Origin of the sequence: Streptomyces sp. NPDC048419 (assembly GCF_043200415.1) — a bacterium.
Classification (GTDB): Bacteria; Actinomycetota; Actinomycetes; order Streptomycetales; family Streptomycetaceae; genus Streptomyces.
Window position 1 is genome coordinate 55,015 of record NZ_JBICXT010000006.1, and the last position, 18,354, is coordinate 73,368.

Sequence of the window (18,354 nt, forward strand, 5' to 3'; positions counted from 1 at the left end):
CGTGCCGTGGCGATCACAGGGAACGTATGGGTGGCCGCGCAATCACAGCGTGCGCAGCAGGACCGCCGGTTGTTCCACACAGTCCGCCACGTAGCGCAGGAAGCCGCCCGCGGTGCCGCCGTCGCACACCCGGTGGTCGAAGGTGAGCGAGAGCTGGACGACCTGACGCACCGCCAGCTCGCCCTCGTGCACCCACGGCTTGGGGACGATACGGCCGACGCCCAGCATGGCCGCCTCGGGGTGGTTGATGATCGGCGTGGAGCCGTCAACCCCGAAGACCCCGTAGTTGTTCAGCGTGAACGTGCCGCCGGTGAGGTCGCCGGGCGTGAGGCGTCCCGTCCGGGCCGACTCGGTCAGCCGGGCGAACTCCGCGGTCAGTGCCTCCGCGTCCCGGGCGTGCGCGTCCCGTACGACCGGCACGACGAGGCCCCGCTCGGTCTGCGCGGCGAAGCCGAGGTGCACATGGTCGAGCTGTACGACCTCCCTCGCCTCCATGTCGACCGTGGAGTTGAGCTCGGGGAAGCGGGCGAGGGCCGCGGTGCAGATGCGGGCCAGCACGGCGATGAGGGAGATCTTCGGCCCGCCGGCCGCGTTCATCGCGGCACGCGCGCGCATGAGTTCGGTCGCGTCGGCGTCCACCCAGCAGGTCGCGTCCGGTATCTCGCGGCGGCTGCGGGAGAGCTTGTCGGCGACGGCGCCCCGCACGCCCTTGAGGGGAACGCGCAGCTCGGTTCCGGCGGTCGGGACGGGCGCCGGGGCGGACGTCACGCGCGCGGGGGCCTCGGCCGGCGGCTCGGACATGCCCGCCTGCGTCCCGGCGGCACGCAGCGCGTACTCCACGTCCGCCCGCAGGATCAGCCCGTCGGGGCCGGAGCCGGTCATGTCCCGCAGGTCCAGGCCGTTCTGCCGGGCGAGCCTGCGCACCAGGGGCGAGATCACGGGGACGGGGCCGTCCGCCGGCCCCGGGGTGCCGCCATGCCCGTTCGCCTCGCGGGGCGGCGCGACGGCCGCCGTCTGGCCCGGCTTCACCCTGCGGCGTCGGGCGGGGGCCTGCGAAGTGCCGTATCCCACCAGTACGTTGCCCGAACCCTCGGTCTCGGCGCCGGAGGCCGGCGCGCCCACCGCGACCGTGATCAGCGGTGCGCCGACGGGGAGTTCCGTGCCCTCCTCGCCGAAGCGGGCGGTGACCACGCCGCCGTAGGGGCAGGGCACCTCGACCATCGCCTTGGCCGTCTCGACCTCGACGACCGGCTGGTCGATCTTGACTACGTCGCCGACCTCCACCAGCCAGCGGACGATCTCCGCCTCGGTGAGCCCCTCCCCGAGATCGGGAAGCTTGAACTCCAACACCTGTGCCATCAGCTCTCGGCCTCCCACTGCAGACGCGCCACGGCGTCCAGGATCCGGTCGACGCCGGGCAGATGGTGACGCTCCAGCATCGGCGGCGGGTAGGGGATGTCGAACCCGGCCACGCGCAGCACCGGCGCCTCCAGGTGGTGGAAGCAGCGCTCCATGACGCGGGCCGCGATCTCCCCGCCCGGGCCGCCGTAGGAGCCGGACTCGTGCACGACGACCGCGCGCCCGGTCCGCCGCACCGAGGCGCAGACCGTCTCGTCGTCGAACGGCACCAGGGAGCGCAGGTCGACGACTTCGAGGTCCCAGCCCTCGGCGGCCGCGGCCTCGGCGGCTTCGAGGCAGACGGGCACCGACGGCCCGTACGTGATGAGTGTGGCGCTCCGGCCCGAGCGCCGCACCACCGCGCGGCCTATCGGTTCAACGTCCGTCGGATGCTCGGGGTTCCAGGAGTCCTTGGACCAGTACAGGCGCTTGGGCTCGAGGAAGACGACCGGGTCGTCGGAGGCGATCGCGGCGCGCAGCAGGCCGTAGGCGTCGGCGACCGTGGCGGGCGTGACGACATGGAGGCCCGGAGTCGCCATGTAGTACGCCTCGGAGGAGTCGCTGTGGTGCTCGACGCCGCCGATGCCGCCGCCGTAGGGCACGCGGATGGTGATCGGCAGGGGCATGGCGCCGCGGGTGCGGTTGCGCATGCGGGCCACGTGGCTGATCAGCTGCTCGAAGGCCGGGTAGGCGAACGCGTCGAACTGCATCTCCACGACCGGCCGGAGGCCGTACATCGCCATGCCCACGGCCGTGCCGAGGATGCCGGCCTCGGCCAGCGGGGTGTCCGTGCAGCGGTCCTCGCCGAACTCCTTGGCAAGTCCGTCGGTGACCCGGAAGACACCGCCGAGGGTGCCGACGTCCTCGCCCATGACGTGCACGGCGGGGTCCGCGGCCATGGCGTCGCGCAGCGCGCGCGTGAGGGCCTGCGCCATGGTGGCCGGCTTGACGGCGACGGTGGTCATCAGTGGCCGCCTTCCTGTTCCGCGTGCAGCTCCGCCTGCAACTGGGCCTGCTGCTCGCGCAGTTGCGAAGTGGGCTCGGCGTAGACATGGGCGAAGAGGTCCATGGGGTCGAGCACCGGGTCCTGGTTCATGCGCTCGCGCAGGTCGGCGGCCATGGTCTCGGCGGCGTCGCGGGCGGCCTGTATGCCGTCCTCGTCGATCAGGCCGCGCTCGGTCAGCTCGTGCTCCAGGAGCGCGATCGGGTCGTGCGCGCGCCAGGCGTCCACCTCGGTGTCGCCGCGGTAGCGGGTCGCGTCGTCGGCGTTGGTGTGGGCCTCGATGCGGTACGTGATCGCCTCGACCAGGGTGGGGCCGCCACCCTCACGCGCGCGGCGCACGGCGGCGGCGAGCACCTCGTGCACCGCGGCCGCGTCGTTGCCGTCGACCAGTCGGCCTGGCATGCCGTAGCCGACGGCCTTGTGGGCCAGCGACGGTGCCGCGGTCTGCTTGGCGAGCGGGACGGAGATGGCGAAGCCGTTGTTCTGGACCAGGAAGACGACCGGGGCCTGCCAGACGGCGGCGAAGTTCAGCGCCTCGTGGAAGTCGCCCTCGCTGGTGCCGCCGTCGCCGACCATGGCGAGCGCGACCACGTCGTCGCCCTTGAGGCGGGCGGCGTGTGCGAGGCCGACGGCGTGCGGGAGCTGGGTGGCGAGCGGCGTGGACAGGGGGGCCACGCGGTGCTCGTGCGGGTCGTAGCCGGTGTGCCAGTCGCCGCGCAGCAGCGTGAGCGCCTGGACGGGGTCCAGGCCGCGGGCGACGGCGGCGAGCGTGTCGCGGTAGCTGGGGAAGAGCCAGTCGCGGTCCTCAAGGGCCAGCGCGGCGGCGACCTCGCAGGCCTCCTGGCCGGTGCTGGAGGGGTAGACGGCGAGGCGGCCCTGCTTGGTGAGCGCGGTGGCCTGCGTGTTGTACCGGCGGCCGCGGACCAGTTCCGCGTGCAGGCGGCGCAGCAGGGCCGGGTCGGCCTTCGCGGCCGCCTCGGTGCCGAGGACGCGGACGGGCTCCGCGTCGGGCAGCAGCGGCGCGGGGTCCGTGCGGGGCTGCCAGGCGGGCGGCGGGGATGGCCGATAAGCGCCCCGCTGCTCCATGACCGTCATGACGGCACCTCCTCGTGGGAGCGGCTTGCGGCACGCCACGGCATTGTGGCGCGCCTCACCTACCGATTGTTCGGTCGCCGACACATTTTGGCTACAGGCGGCTTCACGCTGTGGACAAACGGTTCTCCACAGCCTGGAATGAAAGCAGTACGTCCATGGCAGGGAGGCGGGGGGACATGGCACCTGAACAAATGGCCGAGGGGCCGGAGGGAACCGGTGCCGTGTCGCCCGCCCGTCCCCTCGACGCCATCGATCTGGACATCCTCCAGATGCTCCAGGCGGACGGCCGCGCCTCGATACGGTCGGTCGCGGAACGGGTGCATGTCTCGCGCGCCAACGCCTACGCGCGCATCAACCGCCTCATCGACGACGGCGTCATTCGCGGATTCGGCGCCCGCGTCAACCACGAACGCGCAGGTCAGGGGACGTCTGCGTACATCACCCTGAAGATCATCCAGAACTCCTGGCGGACGGTGCGCGAGCAGCTCAGACAGCTGCCCGGGGCCTCCCACATCGCCCTGGTGGGCGGCGACTTCGACGTGCTGCTGCTGGTGCACACCTCGGACAACCGGGCGCTGCGCGAGCTGGTGCTCACCCGGCTCCAGGCGATGCCGGAAGTACTCAGCACGCGCACGCTGCTGGTGTTCGAGGAGGAGGACCTGGAGCCGCAGGGCTGAGCCCCCGGCCGTTCAGCCCTCCTTGCGCAGCCCTCCGAAGACCAGCTGCACGACCGCGTCGGCCACTTCGCGCTCGTCCATGCCGCGCCCGTCCGGCCGGTACCACTCGACGATCGAGTTGATCATCCCGAAGACCAGGCGCGTGGCGAGCCGCACCTCGACGTCCCCGCGGACGTCCCCCTCGGCCGCCGCCGCCTTCAGCAGCTCGGCCACCCGGTGGTCGAAGTCGCGGCGCCGCTCCAGGGCCCAGCGCTCGGTGTCGGTGTTGCCGCGCACCCGCAGCAGCAGCGTCACGTACGGCAGCTCACCGATCAGCACCTCGACCATGCGCCGCACCACGTACTCCAGGCGCGCGGCGGCGCTCGCCACGCGCGCGTGCTCCTCGTCGAGGATCCCGAAGAGGCCGTCGATCGCCCGGCTGACGGCCCGGCGCAGCAGTTCCTCCTTGCCCGACACGTGGTGGTATATCGACGACTTGGAGATGCCGGCCGCCCTGGAGAGGTGCTCCATCGAAGTGCCGTCGTAGCCGCGGTCGTTGAAGACCTGGACGGCTACGGAGAGCAGTGTCTCCGGGGTGTACGTGTCGCGCTTGGCGGTGGTCATGAGGTGCTGCCCTCCCGCTTGTCGGAGGCGTACGCGTGGCGGTACAGCGCGAGGGAAGGCGCATAGCGTCCCGAGGGGTCGCGCAGGTGCAGGTCGTCGAGGAGGGCGTACGCCCAGTTGCGGCCGAGCCTGCGGCTCCACTCGAAGGGACCGAGCGGGTAGTTGACGCCCAGGCGCATCGCGGTGTCGATGTCCTCCTCGGTGGCCACGCCCTTGGCGACGGCGTCGTGCGCGAGGTCGACGACGCGGGCGACCGTACGGGCGACGATCATGCCGGGGACGTCGCCGATCAGGCTGACGTCCTTGCCGAGCGCCTGGAAGAGGCCGATGGCCTCGGCGAGCGTCTGCGGCGCGGTGTCCTGGGAGGCGGACAGGGCGATGCGGGTGGCCTTGCGGTAGTCGAGGGCGAGGTCGAAGTAGACGACGTCGCGGAACTCCACCGAGGTCTGGCCGTCGGCGAGCGCCAGCTGGCCGCCGCTCGGCAGCACCAGGCGGGTGCCGTGGTCCTCGTCCTCCTCGCGCACCGCGATGCCCGCCTCGCGGACCAGCGCGAGCAGCTCGGCGGCGGGGCCCAGGTCGCCCTCGGCGACGACGTAGGCGGGCGGCCGCGACTGCTCCGCGGTGTGCGGCTCGGCGGGCTCGGCGTCGTCGCCGTAGTCGTACCAGCCCTGTCCGCTCTTGCGGCCCAGCCGGCCCGACTCGACCAGCCGGCGCTGGGCGAGCGAGGGCGTGAAGCGCACGTCCTGGAAGAAGCTCTGCCACACGGAGTGCGTGACCGACTCGTTGACGTCCTGCCCGATGAGGTCGGTCAGTTCGAAGGCGCCCATCCGGAAGCCGCCCGACTCGCGCAGCACCGCGTCGATGGTGGCCGGGTCGGCGCCCTGGGCCTCGTAGACCGCGAAGGCCTCGGCGTAGAAGGGCCGGGCGATGCGGTTGACGATGAACCCGGGGGTGTCCGCGCAGGCGACCGGGGTCTTGCCCCAGGCGCGCGCCATCTCGTACGCGCGCGTGGCCGACGAGACGTCGGTGGCGAACCCGGAGACGACCTCGACCAGGGGCAGCAGCGGCGCCGGGTTGAAGAAGTGCAGGCCGACCAGGCGGCCGGGACTGCGCAGCGCGCCGCCGATGGCCGTGACGGACAGGGACGAGGTGTTGGTGGCGAGCAGACAGTCCTCGCCGACGACGTCCTCCAGCGCCCGGAACAGCTCCTGCTTGGCGTCGAGCCGCTCCAGGACTGCTTCTACGACCAGGGAGCAGTCCGCGAGCTCGGCGAGTTCCGCGGCGGGCAGCAGCCGGTCGTGCGCGGCATCCCGGTCGGCCGCGGTGAGCCGGTCCTTCGCCACGAGCCGGTCGAGGCGGGCTTGGATCGCCGCGGCCGCTTCCCGGGCGCGCCCCGGGACGGCGTCGTACAGCCGTACCCGATGGCCCGCGACCAGGGCGACCTGGGCGATGCCCTGGCCCATGGTGCCGGTGCCGACGACGGCCACGGGGCTGCTGAGGTCCAGTGCTGTCATGTGCGCGATCCTCCCGCACGGGGTTTTCCACAGATGCGGCGGACCCCCTTGTCCCGACCGATCGTTCGGTTACTCTAACTCTGACCGGCTGTTCCTGCCCATATTTCTGCCCAGGTCATGGGCTCGACGAAGAGTTCACAAGACGAGGAGTTGGTCCCGCATGGCCGCCGAACTGACCACGCACGAGCTGATCGCCAAGCACCGGCCCACCCTCGACCAGGCGCTGGAAGCGATCCGCACACGCGCGTACTGGTCCCCGCACCCCGAACACCCCAAGGCCTACGGCGAGAACGGCAGCCTGGACATGGCGGCGGGCAAGGCCGCCTTCGACGCCCTCCTCGGCACCCGCCTCGACCTCGGCCAGCCCGGCACGGACGACTGGGTGGGCGGCGAGACGTCGCCGTACGGCATCGAGCTGGGCGTGTCGTACCCGCACGCGGACCTCGACGAGCTGCTGCCCGCCATGAAGGCCGGACAGCGCGCGTGGCGCGACGCGGGCGCGGAGATGCGCGCGGTGGTGTGCCTGGAGATCCTCAAGCGGATCAGCGACCGGACGCACGAGTTCGCGCACGCGGTCATGCACACCTCCGGCCAGGCGTTCATGATGGCGTTCCAGGCGGGTGGCCCGCACGCGCAGGACCGCGGCCTGGAGGCGGTGGCGTACGCGTACGTGGAGCAGGTCCGCACGCCCGACACCGCGGAGTGGACCAAGCCGCAGGGCAAGCGCGACCCGCTCGCGCTCGCCAAGCAGTTCACCCCGGTCCCCCGCGGTGTCTCGCTGATGATCGGCTGCAACACCTTCCCGACGTGGAACGGCTACCCGGGCCTGTTCGCCTCCCTGGCCACCGGTAACGCGGTCCTGGTCAAGCCCCACCCGCGCGCGGTGCTGCCGCTCGCGCTCACCGTGCAGGTGGCGCGCCAGGTGCTCACCGAGGCGGGCTTCGACCCGAACCTGGTGGCGCTGGCGGCCGAGCGCCCCGGCGAGGGCATCGCGAAGACGCTCGCCACCCGCCCCGAGATCCGGATCATCGACTACACGGGCTCGACGGCGTTCGGCGACTGGCTGGAGGCCAACGCCCGGCAGGCGCAGGTCTACACGGAGAAGGCCGGCGTCAACACCGTGCTGGTGGACTCGGCGGCGAACTACAAGGGCATGCTCTCCAACCTGGCCTTCTCGCTGTCCCTCTACAGCGGCCAGATGTGCACGACCCCGCAGAACCTGCTGATCCCCCGCGACGGCATCCGCACCGACGAGGGCCCGAAGACCTTCGACGAGGTGGTCGCGGACCTCGCCCGCGCGGTCGACGGCCTGCTCGGCGACGACGCGCGCGCGAACGCGCTGCTCGGCGCGATCGTCAACCCGGACGTGAAGGCCCGCCTGGAAGCCGCGGCCGGGCTCGGCGAAGTCGCCCTGGCCTCACGGGAGATCAGCAACCCCGAGTTCCCGGGCGCGGTGGTGCGCACGCCGGTGATCGTGAAGCTGGACGGCGCCAAGCCGGACGACGAGGCCGCGTACATGAGCGAGTGCTTCGGCCCCGTCTCCTTCGCGGTCGCGGTCGACTCGGCGGCGGACGGCGTGGAGCTGCTGCGGCGCACGATCCGTGAGAAGGGGGCGATGACGGTCGGCGCGTACACGAGCGACGGCGAGGTCGAGGGCGCGATCCAGGAGGTCTGCCTGGAAGAGGCGGCGCAGCTGTCGCTGAACCTTACGGGCGGGGTGTACGTCAACCAGACGGCCGCGTTCTCCGACTTCCACGGTTCGGGCGGCAACCCGGCGGCCAACGCGGCGCTGTGCGACGGCGCGTTCGTCGCGAGCCGGTTCCGGGTGGTCGAGGTGCGCCGCGAGGCCGAGGGCCAGGCCTAGGAGCCGTACCCGGTGGCGCTCCAGTGGTACAGCGTCATGGCCACGCTGGTCGCCAGGTTGTAGCTGGAGACCTGGGGACGCATCGGCAGGGACAGCAAGTGGTCGGTACGCGCGCGTAGTTCGGCGGACAGGCCGCTGCGCTCCGAGCCGAAGGCGAGGACGGCGTCGTCCGGGAGCTTCACGCCCCGGATGTCGTCGCCCTCCGGGTCGAGGGCGAACAGCGGACCCGCCGGCAGCTCGTCGGCGGCCAGTCGCTCCACCGCGGTCGCGAAGTGCAGCCCCGCCCCGCCGCGTACGACGGTGGGGTGCCAGGGGTCGAGCGTGCCCGTGGTGACCACGCCGGTCGCGCCGAACCCCGCGGCCAGCCGGATCACGGCGCCCGCGTTGCCCAGGTTGCGCGGGTTGTCGAGGACCACGAGGGGCGCGGTGCGGGGGGCGTGCGCCAGCTTCTCCAGGTTGGCCGCGCGGGAGGGCCGTACGGCCAGCGCCGCCACCGCGGTGGGATGCGGGCGCGGCACCAGGCTCCGGTACGTCGGCTCCGGCACCTCGGTGAGGAGCGCGGCCAGCTTCTCCCGTACGTCGGGGGCGAGTTCACCGGCGAGCGTGAGGGCCGCCCGCCGGTCGGCGGTGACCGCCACCGGGACCTCGGCCTCGAAGCGCAGGGCGTGCTTGAGGGCGTGGAAACCGTCGAGCAGCACGCAGGTGCCGGCCAGCCGGTGCCAGGCGCTCACGGTGTCGGCGGTGGGGTCGGTCATGGTGGGCAGCCTACGTGCGCGCGGCCGGGGCTCACGCGCGCGTGCCTCCAGGGCTCACCTGCGTGCGCGCCGCGGGCTCAGGCCGTGGAGTTCGCGTGCGTGGGCTCGGGGTTCTCCGGCACGCGTGGCCCGGGCAGGGTCACCCGCCCGCCGCGGGCGAGGACGCGCTCACGTGCGCGTGCCGCCCAGCCGCCGAGCCGGTGCAGGAACGAGGTCGGCAGGAAGACCGAGTCCGCCGTGATCATCGCGAGCGAGAAGAACGGCAGGCCGAGGACCACGGCGATCACGGCGTGCTCGGTCATCATGACCGCCAGCAGGACGTTCTTCACCCGCCGGTTGAACAGCGTGAACGGGAAGGCGACCTGCACGATGACGGTCCCGTACGTCACGAGCATCACCATCGTGCCGCTGGACGACAGCAGGTCGGCGAGCGCGGGCCAGGGCGAGAAGTAGTCGAGGTGAAGGGGGTAGTAGACCGCCGTGCCGTCCTGCCAGCGGGTGCCCTGGATCTTGTACCAGCCGGCCGTCGCGTAGATCAGACAGGCCTCGGCCATGATCACGAGGACTGCGCCGTTGTGCACGATGTTGCCGACGACGTCCAGCAGTATCCGGGGCTCCGCGCTCTTCGCGCGGCGCCCGACGACCCATCGCACGGCGAGCGCGACCCACACCGTCCACACGATCACCGGCACGGTCGCGTCGACGCCGCCGAACCTGCCACCGGCGGTCACCGCGACCAGCACGAACCCGAGCACGGCCCACAGCGCCGGGTTCAGCCGGTCCGGAACACGCTCCCCACGCGCGCGTGCCCCGGCCGCGCGCCGGGCCCGCCGCGCGTCCAGCGACCAGACCTGGCCGCAACGCGTGAACACGAGGTAGACGGACATCAGGTGCAGGACGTTGTCGCCGCCGTCCCCCACGAAGACGCTGCGGTTCTGCAGCGAGAGCACGCCGATCATGAACAGCACGGACATGGTGCGGGTGCGCCAGCCGAGCAGCAGCAGCGCGCCGGCCAGCACGGCGAGCACGTAGACGATCTCGAACCAGGCGCGGCCGTCCGACCACATCAGGGCCGTGAAGGCATGGTTGACGGCTATCAGCTGCTGGGCGTCGTCCCAGCTCCACGGGCCACCGGGGCCGTAGAGCTCCTCGCGGTGGGGGAACTCGCGCAGCAGGAACAGCAGCCAGGTCGCGCTGAAGCCGATGCGGATGACGGCCGTCTGGTACGGGCCGAGCGCCGACTCGGTGACGCGGGCGATGGCGGAGGAGACCGACAGGGCGAAGCGGTTCACTCGACGCCTCCGTCGGTGTCGGCGGCGGTGACCGGCCACCAGGGCAGCACACGGTACATGGGCTTGTCCGAGATCTTCTCCGCGCTCCACCTGGGCGGGGCGACGTTGGTGGTACTGGAACGGACCTGGACGCGCTCGACGACGCCGCCCTGCCCGGCCGCGTCGTCGCGGTCCAGGCGCAGCGCCACGATGCGCCGCAGGTAGTTCTCCGACAGGGCGCCGCGCACGCCCGAGGGGCGGTTGTCGCTGTCGTGCGTGGCGACGAAGAAGTCCCAGGCCCGGCGCAGCTCGTTCTGCTGGGTGTGGCTGGGCAGCAGATTGCCGTCGATGGCCCGGCCGTCCTCGGCGGACAGGTCGTACCAGCCGGTGGTGCGCACCTCACCGTCCTTCGCCTGCACCTCGGCGCGGACCTGGACGGCGATGTTCTGCTGGAGCGGATTGGGCGCGAAGAGCTTCCAGTTCTGCTCGAACTCCGGGTAGACCCACTCGTCGATCGCCTTGCCGTGCGCCTTGGTCAGGGTGTTCGACGGCGCGACGTGCAGGAAGACCATGCCGAGATGCACGCAGACGGCGACGGCGACGACCGCGAGCGCCAGCGCGGCACCTATCTGGTAGCGGGGGGAGAGCGCGGCGACACCGGTGCGGGTCTCGGCGTACGGGGCGCCCGGCTGGGGCGGGACGACGAGTTCGGCGTGACGACCCGGTTCGAAGTCGCGATCCGGCTCGGCGTGACGATCGGGCTCGAGGTCGCGATCCGGCTCGGCGTGACGACCCGGCTCGGGTCGGCCTTCCGGCTCAGACTGGCCATCCGGCTCGGGACGGGCAGTCTGCTCGGGCTGGGCGACCGGTCCGGGATGAGCGACGGGCTCGGGACGCGCGGCCGGCTCAGGGTGACCGGCCGGCTCGGGATGTGCGACCGACTCGGGGTGAGCGGCCGTTTCGGGCCGATCATCCTGGTCAGAGGGCTGGGCCGGACGGTCGGCCGGTTCGGGCGGGCCCTCCGGCTCGGGCGTGCCGCCAGGATCGTCCGGCCCGTGCCGGGCGTCGGAGTCTGTGCCGTACGCGTCCATTGCCGCCCGTCTTCTCGATCCCGGTCTGTCTTCCGGCCGCCGGCCGCGGAGCGCCGTACCGCCCGCCCCGCACCACCGCACTAGCAGGGCACCGTACTCAGGCCCGCCCGCTCGGCGCAGCCCGGTCGGTCGACCTCGCCGCGGCACACACGAGGCCGCCCCCAGTTGTCCACAGGCCACGCGCGCGGGTCATCCACGGCGGTTGACACCTTACGGCGTTCGGCCCAGTGCCGGACCATGGAACCGAACGGTCGGTCTGGAGCGAGTCCGAACCCCGACGCCCCGTTCCCTTCTTCTAGAACCTGTTCTATCTTGACGACCCGTCAGATCAACGGACCGCCGGAAGGACAGGACCGTGGACTTCACCTTCACCGAGGAGCAGCAGGCGGCGGCCGAGGCGGCGCGCGGGGTGTTCGCCCCGGTCGCGCCGGACGCGGTGCCCAGCCCCTCGCTCGTCGCGGGCACCGTCGCCGACGACTTCGACCGCGCGCTGTGGGCGAAGCTCGCCGAGGCGGACCTGCTCAGCCTGCTGCTCGACCCGGAGCACGGCGGCGCGGGCCTGGACGCCATCGCCCTGTGCCTGGTGCTGCGGGAGTCGGCCAAGGTGCTGGCGCGCGTACCGCTGCTGGAGTCCGTCGCCGCCGCGGCGGCCGTACAGGCCTACGGCGGCAAGGAGTTGAAGTCGGCGCTGCTCGCCCGGGCCGGGCGGGGCGAGGTGGTGCTGACCGTCGCCGCGAACGGCCGCAGCGGCCACGACCCGGCCGAACTCGCGGTGACCGCGAGGCAGGACGGCGACGCCTGGATCCTGGACGGCGTGCAGACGGCGGTGCCGTGGGCCCACACCGCCGACTTCCTCGTCGTACCGGCCCGTACGGCCGCCGACCGCACCCTCCTCGCCGTGATCCCCCGCACTCACCCGGGTGCCGGCCTCGGCGAGCAGATCTCCACCGCAGGCGAGCGGCTCGGTGAACTGCGCCTGGAGTCCGCGCGGATCGCGGCCCACGACGTCATCGACGCCGACGGCGCCTGGGACTGGCTGCGCTCCCTGCTGACCTGCGGCACCTGCGCGCTGGCCCTCGGCCTGGGCGAACGGGTTCTCGCCATGACGAGTGAATACACCGGCAGACGGGAGCAGTTCGGGTTCCCCGTCGCCACCTTCCAGGCCGTCGCCGTACAGGCCGCCGACCGCTTCATCGACCTGCGCGCGATGGAGGTCACCCTGTGGCAGGCCGCGTGGCGCATTGCCTCGGGGGCGTCCGGCGTACTGCCCGCCTCCGGCGACCTCGCGGTCGCCAAGATCTGGGCCTCGGAGGGCGTACGACGGGTCGTGCAGACGGCCCAGCATCTGCACGGCGGATTCGGCGCGGACGTCGAATACCCCCTGCACCGGTACCACGCCTGGGCCAAGCACCTGGAACTCCAGCTCGGCCCGGCGGCGGCGCACGAGGAGGCCCTGGGCGACCTGCTGGCGGCCCACCCACTCGGCTGACCGGCCAGAACCCGCAGATCTACAGGACGAACCCGGGCTGACCCTCGTCCGTCACGACAGCCCGGCCCGCCGCGGCCCACACCTGCATGCCGCCGTCGACGTTCACGGCGTCGACGCCCTGCTGCACGAGGTACATCGCGACCTGCGCCGAGCGGCCGCCGGAGCGGCAGATGACGTTGACGCGGCCGTCCTGCGGGGCGGCCTCGGTCAGCTCGCCGTACCGGGCCACGAACTCGCTGATGGGGATGTGCAGTGCCCCCTCGGCGTGGCCCGCCTGCCACTCGTCGTCCTCGCGGACGTCCAGCAGGAAGTCGCCGTCCTTGAGGTCCGAGACCTCGACCGTGGGCACACCAGCTCCGAAATGCATGCCCAAGACGCTACCCGACCGCCCGCCTAGGCCAGCAGCTCGGCCAGCTCCTCCTCGCGCCGGGAGACGTCCGCCAGCAGCTTCTCGGCGATCTCGTCCAGGAGCTGGTCGGGATCGTCCGGCGCCATCCGGAGCATCGAGCCGATCGCGCTCTCCTCCAGGTCCTTGGCGACCAGCGTCAGCATCTCCTTGCGCTCCGCGAGCCATTCGAGGCGGGCGTAGAGCTCCTCGCTCTCGCTGGGACGGCGCTCGGCCGGCGCCGGCCCCTTCTCCCACTCCTCGGCCAGCTCCCGCAGCAGGGGCTCGTCGCCGCGCGCGTAGGCGGCGTTGACCCGGGTGATGAACTCCTCCCGGCGCGCCCGTTCGGCGTCCTCCTGCGCCAGGTCCGGGTGGGCCTTGCGGGCCAGCTCGCGGTAGAGCTTGCGGGCCTCGTCGCTGGGGCGCACCCGCTGGGGAGGCCGCACGGGCTGGTCCGTGAGCATCGCCGCGGCCTCGGGGAACAGCCCTTCGCCGTCCATCCAGCCGTGGAACAGCTCCTCCACGCCGGGCATCGGCAGCACCCGGGCGCGCGCCTCCTCGGCCTTGCGCCGGTCCTCGGGATCGCCGGTGCGCGCGGCCCGCGCCTCCGCGATCTCCGCGTCCAGCTCGTCGAGGCGCGCGTACATCGGGCCGAGCTTCTGGTGGTGCAGCCGGGAGAAGTTCTCGACCTCCACGCGGAAGGTCTCCACCGCGATCTCGTACTCGATCAGCGCCTGCTCGGCGGCCCGAACGGCCCGCTCCAGGCGCTCCTCGGGGCGCGGCACACCGTCCTCGGGCGTCGCCTGCGTCTCACCGGCGACACCACCCTGCTCAGCATCCGGGCTCGTCACGCGACCAGCCTAGGCCACGGCCCGCCGGGCCCTCCGCCGCACCGACGGCAACGCCCCCGACCAGCGACGACGCCCACACCGGTCCGGAAGGCCACGCCTGCCCCGGTCAGGCTGCCGCTCATCGCCCCCGCCCCCGCGCCTCGGGACAGTCCGCGTCCACCCACTCCGCCGCCAGATCCCGGCACGCCACCACCATGGTCCCCGGGCGGCACGCGATCTCGTGCGTGCAGCCGTCGACGTGCGGCAGGACCTCGTCGAGGATCACCTCGCCCAGGGCGGTCACGTCGCAGAGGTCCAGGACGTCCACCTGGAAGCGGGAGACCCCGGTGTAGCGGACGAGGAGGTCCTCGTCGTGCTTGAAGCAGTTGTGGCCGAAGCGGATCTCGATCTCGTCGTCGCCGGTCCGGCGGACCCCCTGCGGCACGAGGTCCTTGACGCACCGCCTCCCGGAGAAGTCGTAGTGCCCCGAATTCGTGGCGAACGCCCGCGCCCCCGGCGGCAGTTGCTGTGCCAGCATCGGAAGCCGCGCCAGGTAGGGGCGCGGGTCGATGATCCCCGTCACCTCACCGTCCCGTCCGTCGAGGTCGACGTACTTCATCCGGCGCCCCTCCCGGCCCCGCCTCTCACACCCCGAGCTCCGCCGCGACCTTCCCCGACCGCACCGCGGCGGTCAGATCGGCGTGGTCGGCCTCCGTGCGGTCGGCGTACGCGACGGCGAAGTCCGCGATCGCCTCGTCCAGTTCCTCGTTCTTGCCGCAGTACCCGGCGATCAGCCGGGGATCCGCGCTGTGCGAGTGGGCCCGGGCCAGCAGGGCGCCGGTCATGCGGCCGTAGTCGTCTATCTGGTCGGCGGCCAGGGCCGCGGGGTCGACGCTGCCCTTGCGGTTGCGGAACTGCCGTACCTGGAAAGGCCGTCCGTCCACCGACGTCCAGCCCAGCAGGATGTCGCTGACGACCTGCATGCGCTTCTGCCCGAGCACCACCCGGCGGCCCTCGTGCGCCACCTCCGGCACGTCGAAGCCCGCGGTCAGCAGGTGCGGCACCAGCACCGAGGGACGGGACTCCTTCACCTGGAGGACGAGCGGCTCCCCCCGGTGGTCCAGGAGCAGCACGACGTAGGACCGCGTGCCCACGCTGCCCGTGCCGACGACCCGGAAGGCGACGTCGTGCACCGCGTGGCGGGCCAGCAGCGGGAGCCGGTCCTCGGAGAGCGTCGTCACGTACTCCTCGAGGGCCGCCGCCACCGCCACGGCCTCCTCGTCCGGCACTCCCCGCAACACCGGCAGGGACTCCACGAAGCGGCGCCCGCCCTCCTCGGCCTGTTCCGTCGACTTCGCCGCGAAGCGCCCGCTGGTGTTCGCCCGCGCCTTCTCGGAGACCCGCTCCAGCGTGCCGAGCAGATCGTGGGCGTCGGTGTGCGAGACCAGCTCCTCGTCCGCGATGGCGTTCCACGCGTCCAGCACCGGGAGCTTGGCGAGCAGTCGCATGGTGCGGCGGTAGGCGCCGGTCGCGTCGTAGGCCGCCTTGCGGCACTGGTCCTCGTCCGCGCCCGCCTCCCGGCCGGCGAGCACGAGGGAGGCGGCGAGCCGCTTGAGGTCCCACTCCCAGGGGCCGTGGACCGTCTCGTCGAAGTCGTTCAGGTCGATGACCAGGTCGCCGCGCGGATCGCCGTAGAGACCGAAGTTCCCCGCGTGGGCGTCGCCGCAGATCTGTGCGCGGATGCGGGTCATGGGGGTGCGCGCGAGGTCGTGCGCCATGAGGCCCGCCGAGCCGCGCAGGAAGGCGAAGGGCGTGGCGGCCATCCGGCCCGCCCGTATCGGGGTGAGCTCGGGGATCCGGCCGCGGTGGGACTCCTCCAGCGCGGCGACCGCGTGCGGCCGGGCGCCGTCGAGGTCGAGCGCGGAGTGCGCACGACGCGGCACGCTCTTGCGCAGCGCCTTGCCCTCGGACTTGGCCGAGCCCTCAGGCGGCCAGGTGACGAACCCGCGCACCTGCGGAAGCCGGCGTACCGCCGACTCCGCCGTTTGTGCCTCACCGATTCCGGTTTGTGCCTCACCGATTCCGGTCACGCCGACCGCCTCCCCCGCACCCGCACGAACATCAACTCGTGGAGACCGTACAGCCGGTGGCCGGAACGCGTCAGACCCTGTGGAGAACTACGCGCCTGTGGAAAACCCCGCTCCACGATCGTGTGGAGCGGGGTTGTGATTGTCCTCACGGGGTAATGAGCCTCACACCGCTCCGGAGAAACGCGGAAGCCCCCAGGTCTGGGACCTGGGGGCTTCCGACTGGTGCGCGAGGGGGGAGTTGAACCCCCACGCCCTTGCGGGCACTGGAACCTGAATCCAGCGCGTCTGCCTATTCCGCCACCCGCGCATTGGGTGTGTCTTCCGGCCTCTGCCCCTTGGGGTGTAGCGCCTTTCGACATCCAGAACATTAGCACGCTGGCCGGGGTGGGTTCACATCCCTTTCGCCGGGGCAGCCGCCCACCAGGGACGTCTCCCGAACCGGTCCCGGAAGTGATCGATCGTGCGGGGTGCGCGCTCCGTATCGACGGATGCCGGTTCACGTATCAACCTCGTACCGGTCCTGTCCGTCTCCCCAGGAGCCGGGCAGAGTCCACAGTCAGGTGCGGGACACTGGTCTGCGGCCGCCTCTACGATCCTGGGCAGAAGGAGTGCGTGGGAGGAGTTCGAAGAACGGCTTCGGAGGGAACTTCCGAAGCGGACTTCGTCCAGCGTCGACACCCGTCGACCAGGCCGACAGGGGGAACCAGCCGATTCACCCGCGCGTGGATACGATCAGTAAGCAGTACCAGGTAAGGCAGGTCCCGACAGGCGGGACGCAGGACGGCAGCGACATCGGAGGAGGTGCCCCGTGGGAGTCCTGAAGAAGTTCGAGCAGCGTCTCGAAGGTCTGGTCAACGGCACCTTCGCGAAGGTGTTCAAGTCAGAGGTCCAGCCCGTGGAGATCGCCGGCGCGCTCCAGCGCGAGTGCGACAACAACGCGACGATCTGGAACCGCGACCGGACCGTCGTCCCCAACGACTTCATCGTGGAGCTGAGCACGCCGGACTTCGAGCGGCTCAGCCCCTACTCCGGCCAGCTCGGCGACGAGCTCGCCGGCATGGTGCGCGACTACGCCAAGCAGCAGCGCTACACCTTCATGGGCCCCATCAAGGTCCACCTCGAGAAGGCGGACGACCTCGACACCGGCCTGTACCGGGTGCGCAGCCGTACGCTCGCCTCCACCACGAACCAGCAGGCGGGCGGCCCCGCCGCGCCGCCGGCACCGGCCGCGGGCCGTCCCGGCGGCGGATACGGCTATCCGCCGGCCGCCGCGCCCGCGGGCGCTCCGCCCATGCCGGCCGCGCCGCCGCCCGGCGCGCGCCCCGGCGGCGGCTACGGCTACCCGCAGCCCGCCGGCGGACAGCGACCTCCTGCCGCCCCTGCGGCGGGCGGCCGCACCCGCCACTGGGTCGAGATCAACGGCACCCGCCACCAGATCTCCCGCGCGACTCTGGTGCTGGGCCGCAGCACCGAGGCCGACGTGCGGATCGACGACCCCGGCGTCTCGCGCCGGCACTGTGAGATCCGGACCGGAACGCCCTCGACGATCCAGGATCTCGGGTCCACCAACGGCATCGTGGTGGACGGGCAGCACACCACCCGCGCTACGCTCCGCGACGGCTCGCGGATCGTCGTGGGCAGCACCACCATCATTTACCGGCAAGCCGAAGGGTGAAGCGGGGGCAATGTCAGAGCTGACCCTCACGGTCATGCGGCTGGGTTTCCTGGCCGTACTGTGGCTGTTCGTGATCGTGGCCGTGCAGGTCATCCGCAGCGACCTGTTCGGAACGCGCGTCACTCAGCGCGGGTCCCGACGCGAGAGCGGACGGCCGCAGCAGGCCGCCGCCCGGCAGCAGGCCGCACCACCGCCGCAGCGCCAGCAGGGCGGCGGCGGTCGCCAGCGCCGCAACGCCCCCAGCAAGCTGGTCGTGTCCGAGGGCACCCTCACCGGCACGACCGTCGCGCTGCAGGGCCAGACCATCACCCTGGGCCGGGCGCACGACAGCACGATCGTGCTGGACGACGACTACGCCTCCAGCCGCCATGCCAGGATCTACCCGGACCGCGACGGCAACTGGATCGTCGAGGACCTGGGTTCCACCAATGGCACATACCTCGACCGGAGCCGGCTGACGACCCCCACGCCGATTCCGCTGGGCGCGCCGATCCGCATCGGCAAGACAGTCATCGAGCTGCGGAAGTAGTACTACATCATGGAAGAGTGCGAGCGGAGCGAGCACGCAGCGGCGGCCCCCACCAGGGGCCTCGGCGCGCTCCCGACCGGAGGGT

Annotated in this window: 17 protein-coding genes and 1 tRNA gene; 5 read left to right on the forward strand and 13 right to left on the reverse strand. The window is 72.2% G+C overall.

Going from position 1 to position 18,354, the window contains the following annotated elements; genetic code table 11:
* Nucleotides 1-42: 42 nt before the first annotated feature.
* Genes ACGFYN_RS15370 through pdhA form a run of 3 tightly spaced genes read right to left on the reverse strand, consistent with a single transcriptional unit; the run spans nucleotide 43 to nucleotide 3,496 of the window.
* Nucleotides 43-1,359 (reverse strand): dihydrolipoamide acetyltransferase family protein, encoded by a 1,317-nt coding sequence (locus tag ACGFYN_RS15370; protein WP_393866316.1) that lies wholly within the window; start codon nucleotides 1,357-1,359, stop codon nucleotides 43-45.
* Entirely contained in the window at nucleotides 1,359-2,363 is a 1,005-nt protein-coding gene (locus tag ACGFYN_RS15375; RefSeq protein WP_393866317.1) for an alpha-ketoacid dehydrogenase subunit beta, read from the reverse strand. The genes ACGFYN_RS15370 and ACGFYN_RS15375 overlap by 1 nt, the downstream gene beginning before the upstream one ends.
* A complete protein-coding gene (pdhA, locus tag ACGFYN_RS15380; RefSeq protein WP_393866318.1) occupies nucleotides 2,363-3,496 on the reverse strand; it encodes a pyruvate dehydrogenase (acetyl-transferring) E1 component subunit alpha in 1,134 nt (377 codons plus the stop codon). The genes ACGFYN_RS15375 and pdhA overlap by 1 nt, the downstream gene beginning before the upstream one ends.
* Nucleotides 3,497-3,672: 176 nt before the next feature.
* Here pdhA and ACGFYN_RS15385 point away from each other — a divergent pair, with 176 nt between their 5' ends.
* Nucleotides 3,673-4,173 carry an Lrp/AsnC family transcriptional regulator gene (locus tag ACGFYN_RS15385; RefSeq protein WP_393866319.1) on the forward strand — a complete coding sequence of 167 codons (501 nt, stop codon included), beginning with the start codon at nucleotides 3,673-3,675 and terminating at the stop codon, nucleotides 4,171-4,173.
* 12 nt (nucleotides 4,174-4,185) lie between these two features.
* On the opposite strand, the gene ACGFYN_RS15390 is transcribed toward ACGFYN_RS15385, so the two are convergent.
* Together ACGFYN_RS15390 and ACGFYN_RS15395 are read right to left on the reverse strand one after the other, a co-directional pair.
* Nucleotides 4,186-4,776, reverse strand: a complete 591-nt coding sequence (locus ACGFYN_RS15390) for a TetR/AcrR family transcriptional regulator (RefSeq protein ID WP_393866320.1) — start codon at nucleotides 4,774-4,776, stop codon at nucleotides 4,186-4,188.
* Nucleotides 4,773-6,290, reverse strand: coding sequence for a 3-hydroxyacyl-CoA dehydrogenase (locus ACGFYN_RS15395; RefSeq protein ID WP_393866321.1), 1,518 nt, complete (start codon nucleotides 6,288-6,290; stop codon nucleotides 4,773-4,775). Before ACGFYN_RS15395 ends, ACGFYN_RS15390 begins: the two co-directional genes overlap by 4 nt.
* A gap of 160 nt (nucleotides 6,291-6,450) precedes the next feature.
* Between ACGFYN_RS15395 and paaN the strand changes: the two genes are divergently transcribed.
* Complete coding sequence (gene paaN, locus ACGFYN_RS15400) at nucleotides 6,451-8,154, forward strand: phenylacetic acid degradation protein PaaN (protein ID WP_393866322.1); 1,704 nt, start codon at nucleotides 6,451-6,453, stop codon at nucleotides 8,152-8,154.
* On the opposite strand, the gene ACGFYN_RS15405 is transcribed toward paaN, so the two are convergent.
* From ACGFYN_RS15405 to ACGFYN_RS15415, 3 genes are all read right to left on the reverse strand, one after another.
* Nucleotides 8,151-8,909: a TrmH family RNA methyltransferase gene (locus ACGFYN_RS15405; RefSeq protein WP_393866323.1), complete on the reverse strand. Its 759-nt coding sequence runs from the start codon at nucleotides 8,907-8,909 to the stop codon at nucleotides 8,151-8,153. The two genes, paaN and ACGFYN_RS15405, sit on opposite strands and share 4 nt — an antisense overlap.
* 77 nt (nucleotides 8,910-8,986) lie before the next feature.
* Nucleotides 8,987-10,201, reverse strand: coding sequence for an HTTM domain-containing protein (locus ACGFYN_RS15410; protein ID WP_393866324.1), 1,215 nt, complete (start codon nucleotides 10,199-10,201; stop codon nucleotides 8,987-8,989).
* The gene (locus tag ACGFYN_RS15415) at nucleotides 10,198-11,271 is read right to left on the reverse strand and encodes a DUF5819 family protein (protein ID WP_393866325.1); all 1,074 of its coding nucleotides are present in this window, start codon (nucleotides 11,269-11,271) and stop codon (nucleotides 10,198-10,200) included. The genes ACGFYN_RS15410 and ACGFYN_RS15415 overlap by 4 nt, the downstream gene beginning before the upstream one ends.
* Nucleotides 11,272-11,626: 355 nt before the next feature.
* On the opposite strand from ACGFYN_RS15415, the gene ACGFYN_RS15420 reads away from it, so the two are divergent.
* Nucleotides 11,627-12,760: an acyl-CoA dehydrogenase family protein gene (locus ACGFYN_RS15420; protein ID WP_393866326.1), complete on the forward strand. Its 1,134-nt coding sequence runs from the start codon at nucleotides 11,627-11,629 to the stop codon at nucleotides 12,758-12,760.
* Nucleotides 12,761-12,779: 19 nt separating this feature from the next.
* On the opposite strand, the gene ACGFYN_RS15425 is transcribed toward ACGFYN_RS15420, so the two are convergent.
* The 5 genes from ACGFYN_RS15425 to ACGFYN_RS15445 all read right to left on the reverse strand — a co-directional run bounded on the left by ACGFYN_RS15425 (nucleotide 12,780) and on the right by ACGFYN_RS15445 (nucleotide 16,372).
* Nucleotides 12,780-13,109, reverse strand: coding sequence for a rhodanese-like domain-containing protein (locus ACGFYN_RS15425; protein WP_393866577.1), 330 nt, complete (start codon nucleotides 13,107-13,109; stop codon nucleotides 12,780-12,782).
* 44 nt (nucleotides 13,110-13,153) lie between these two features.
* The gene (locus ACGFYN_RS15430) at nucleotides 13,154-13,996 is read right to left on the reverse strand and encodes a J domain-containing protein (protein ID WP_393866327.1); all 843 of its coding nucleotides are present in this window, start codon (nucleotides 13,994-13,996) and stop codon (nucleotides 13,154-13,156) included.
* A 118-nt stretch (nucleotides 13,997-14,114) separates the two neighbouring features.
* Nucleotides 14,115-14,594 (reverse strand): hypothetical protein, encoded by a 480-nt coding sequence (locus ACGFYN_RS15435; RefSeq protein WP_393866328.1) that lies wholly within the window; start codon nucleotides 14,592-14,594, stop codon nucleotides 14,115-14,117.
* A gap of 25 nt (nucleotides 14,595-14,619) precedes the next feature.
* Nucleotides 14,620-16,065: a DUF2252 domain-containing protein gene (locus tag ACGFYN_RS15440; RefSeq protein ID WP_393866329.1), complete on the reverse strand. Its 1,446-nt coding sequence runs from the start codon at nucleotides 16,063-16,065 to the stop codon at nucleotides 14,620-14,622.
* Between the two features lie 220 nt (nucleotides 16,066-16,285).
* A tRNA-Leu gene (locus tag ACGFYN_RS15445) sits at nucleotides 16,286-16,372 on the reverse strand.
* A gap of 501 nt (nucleotides 16,373-16,873) precedes the next feature.
* Here ACGFYN_RS15445 and ACGFYN_RS15450 point away from each other — a divergent pair.
* Together ACGFYN_RS15450 and ACGFYN_RS15455 are read left to right on the forward strand one after the other, a co-directional pair.
* Nucleotides 16,874-17,740, forward strand: a complete 867-nt coding sequence (locus tag ACGFYN_RS15450) for an FhaA domain-containing protein (protein ID WP_393866330.1) — start codon at nucleotides 16,874-16,876, stop codon at nucleotides 17,738-17,740.
* A gap of 10 nt (nucleotides 17,741-17,750) precedes the next feature.
* Entirely contained in the window at nucleotides 17,751-18,269 is a 519-nt protein-coding gene (locus ACGFYN_RS15455; RefSeq protein WP_393866331.1) for an FHA domain-containing protein, read from the forward strand.
* Nucleotides 18,270-18,354: the final 85 nt, after the last annotated feature.

Excerpts from the sequence above, each read along its gene's own strand:
- ACGFYN_RS15370 (WP_393866316.1), bottom strand. The coding sequence starts at position 1,359 with ATGGCACAGGTGTTGGAGTTCAAGCTTCCCGATCTCGGGGAGGGGCTC.
- ACGFYN_RS15375 (WP_393866317.1), bottom strand. The coding sequence starts at position 2,363 with ATGACCACCGTCGCCGTCAAGCCGGCCACCATGGCGCAGGCCCTCACG.
- pdhA (WP_393866318.1), bottom strand. The coding sequence starts at position 3,496 with ATGACGGTCATGGAGCAGCGGGGCGCTTATCGGCCATCCCCGCCGCCC.
- ACGFYN_RS15385 (WP_393866319.1), top strand. The coding sequence starts at position 3,673 with ATGGCACCTGAACAAATGGCCGAGGGGCCGGAGGGAACCGGTGCCGTG.
- ACGFYN_RS15390 (WP_393866320.1), bottom strand. The coding sequence starts at position 4,776 with ATGACCACCGCCAAGCGCGACACGTACACCCCGGAGACACTGCTCTCC.
- ACGFYN_RS15395 (WP_393866321.1), bottom strand. The coding sequence starts at position 6,290 with ATGACAGCACTGGACCTCAGCAGCCCCGTGGCCGTCGTCGGCACCGGC.
- paaN (WP_393866322.1), top strand. The coding sequence starts at position 6,451 with ATGGCCGCCGAACTGACCACGCACGAGCTGATCGCCAAGCACCGGCCC.
- ACGFYN_RS15405 (WP_393866323.1), bottom strand. The coding sequence starts at position 8,909 with ATGACCGACCCCACCGCCGACACCGTGAGCGCCTGGCACCGGCTGGCC.
- ACGFYN_RS15415 (WP_393866325.1), bottom strand. The coding sequence starts at position 11,271 with ATGGACGCGTACGGCACAGACTCCGACGCCCGGCACGGGCCGGACGAT.
- ACGFYN_RS15435 (WP_393866328.1), bottom strand. The coding sequence starts at position 14,594 with ATGAAGTACGTCGACCTCGACGGACGGGACGGTGAGGTGACGGGGATC.
- ACGFYN_RS15455 (WP_393866331.1), top strand. The coding sequence starts at position 17,751 with ATGTCAGAGCTGACCCTCACGGTCATGCGGCTGGGTTTCCTGGCCGTA.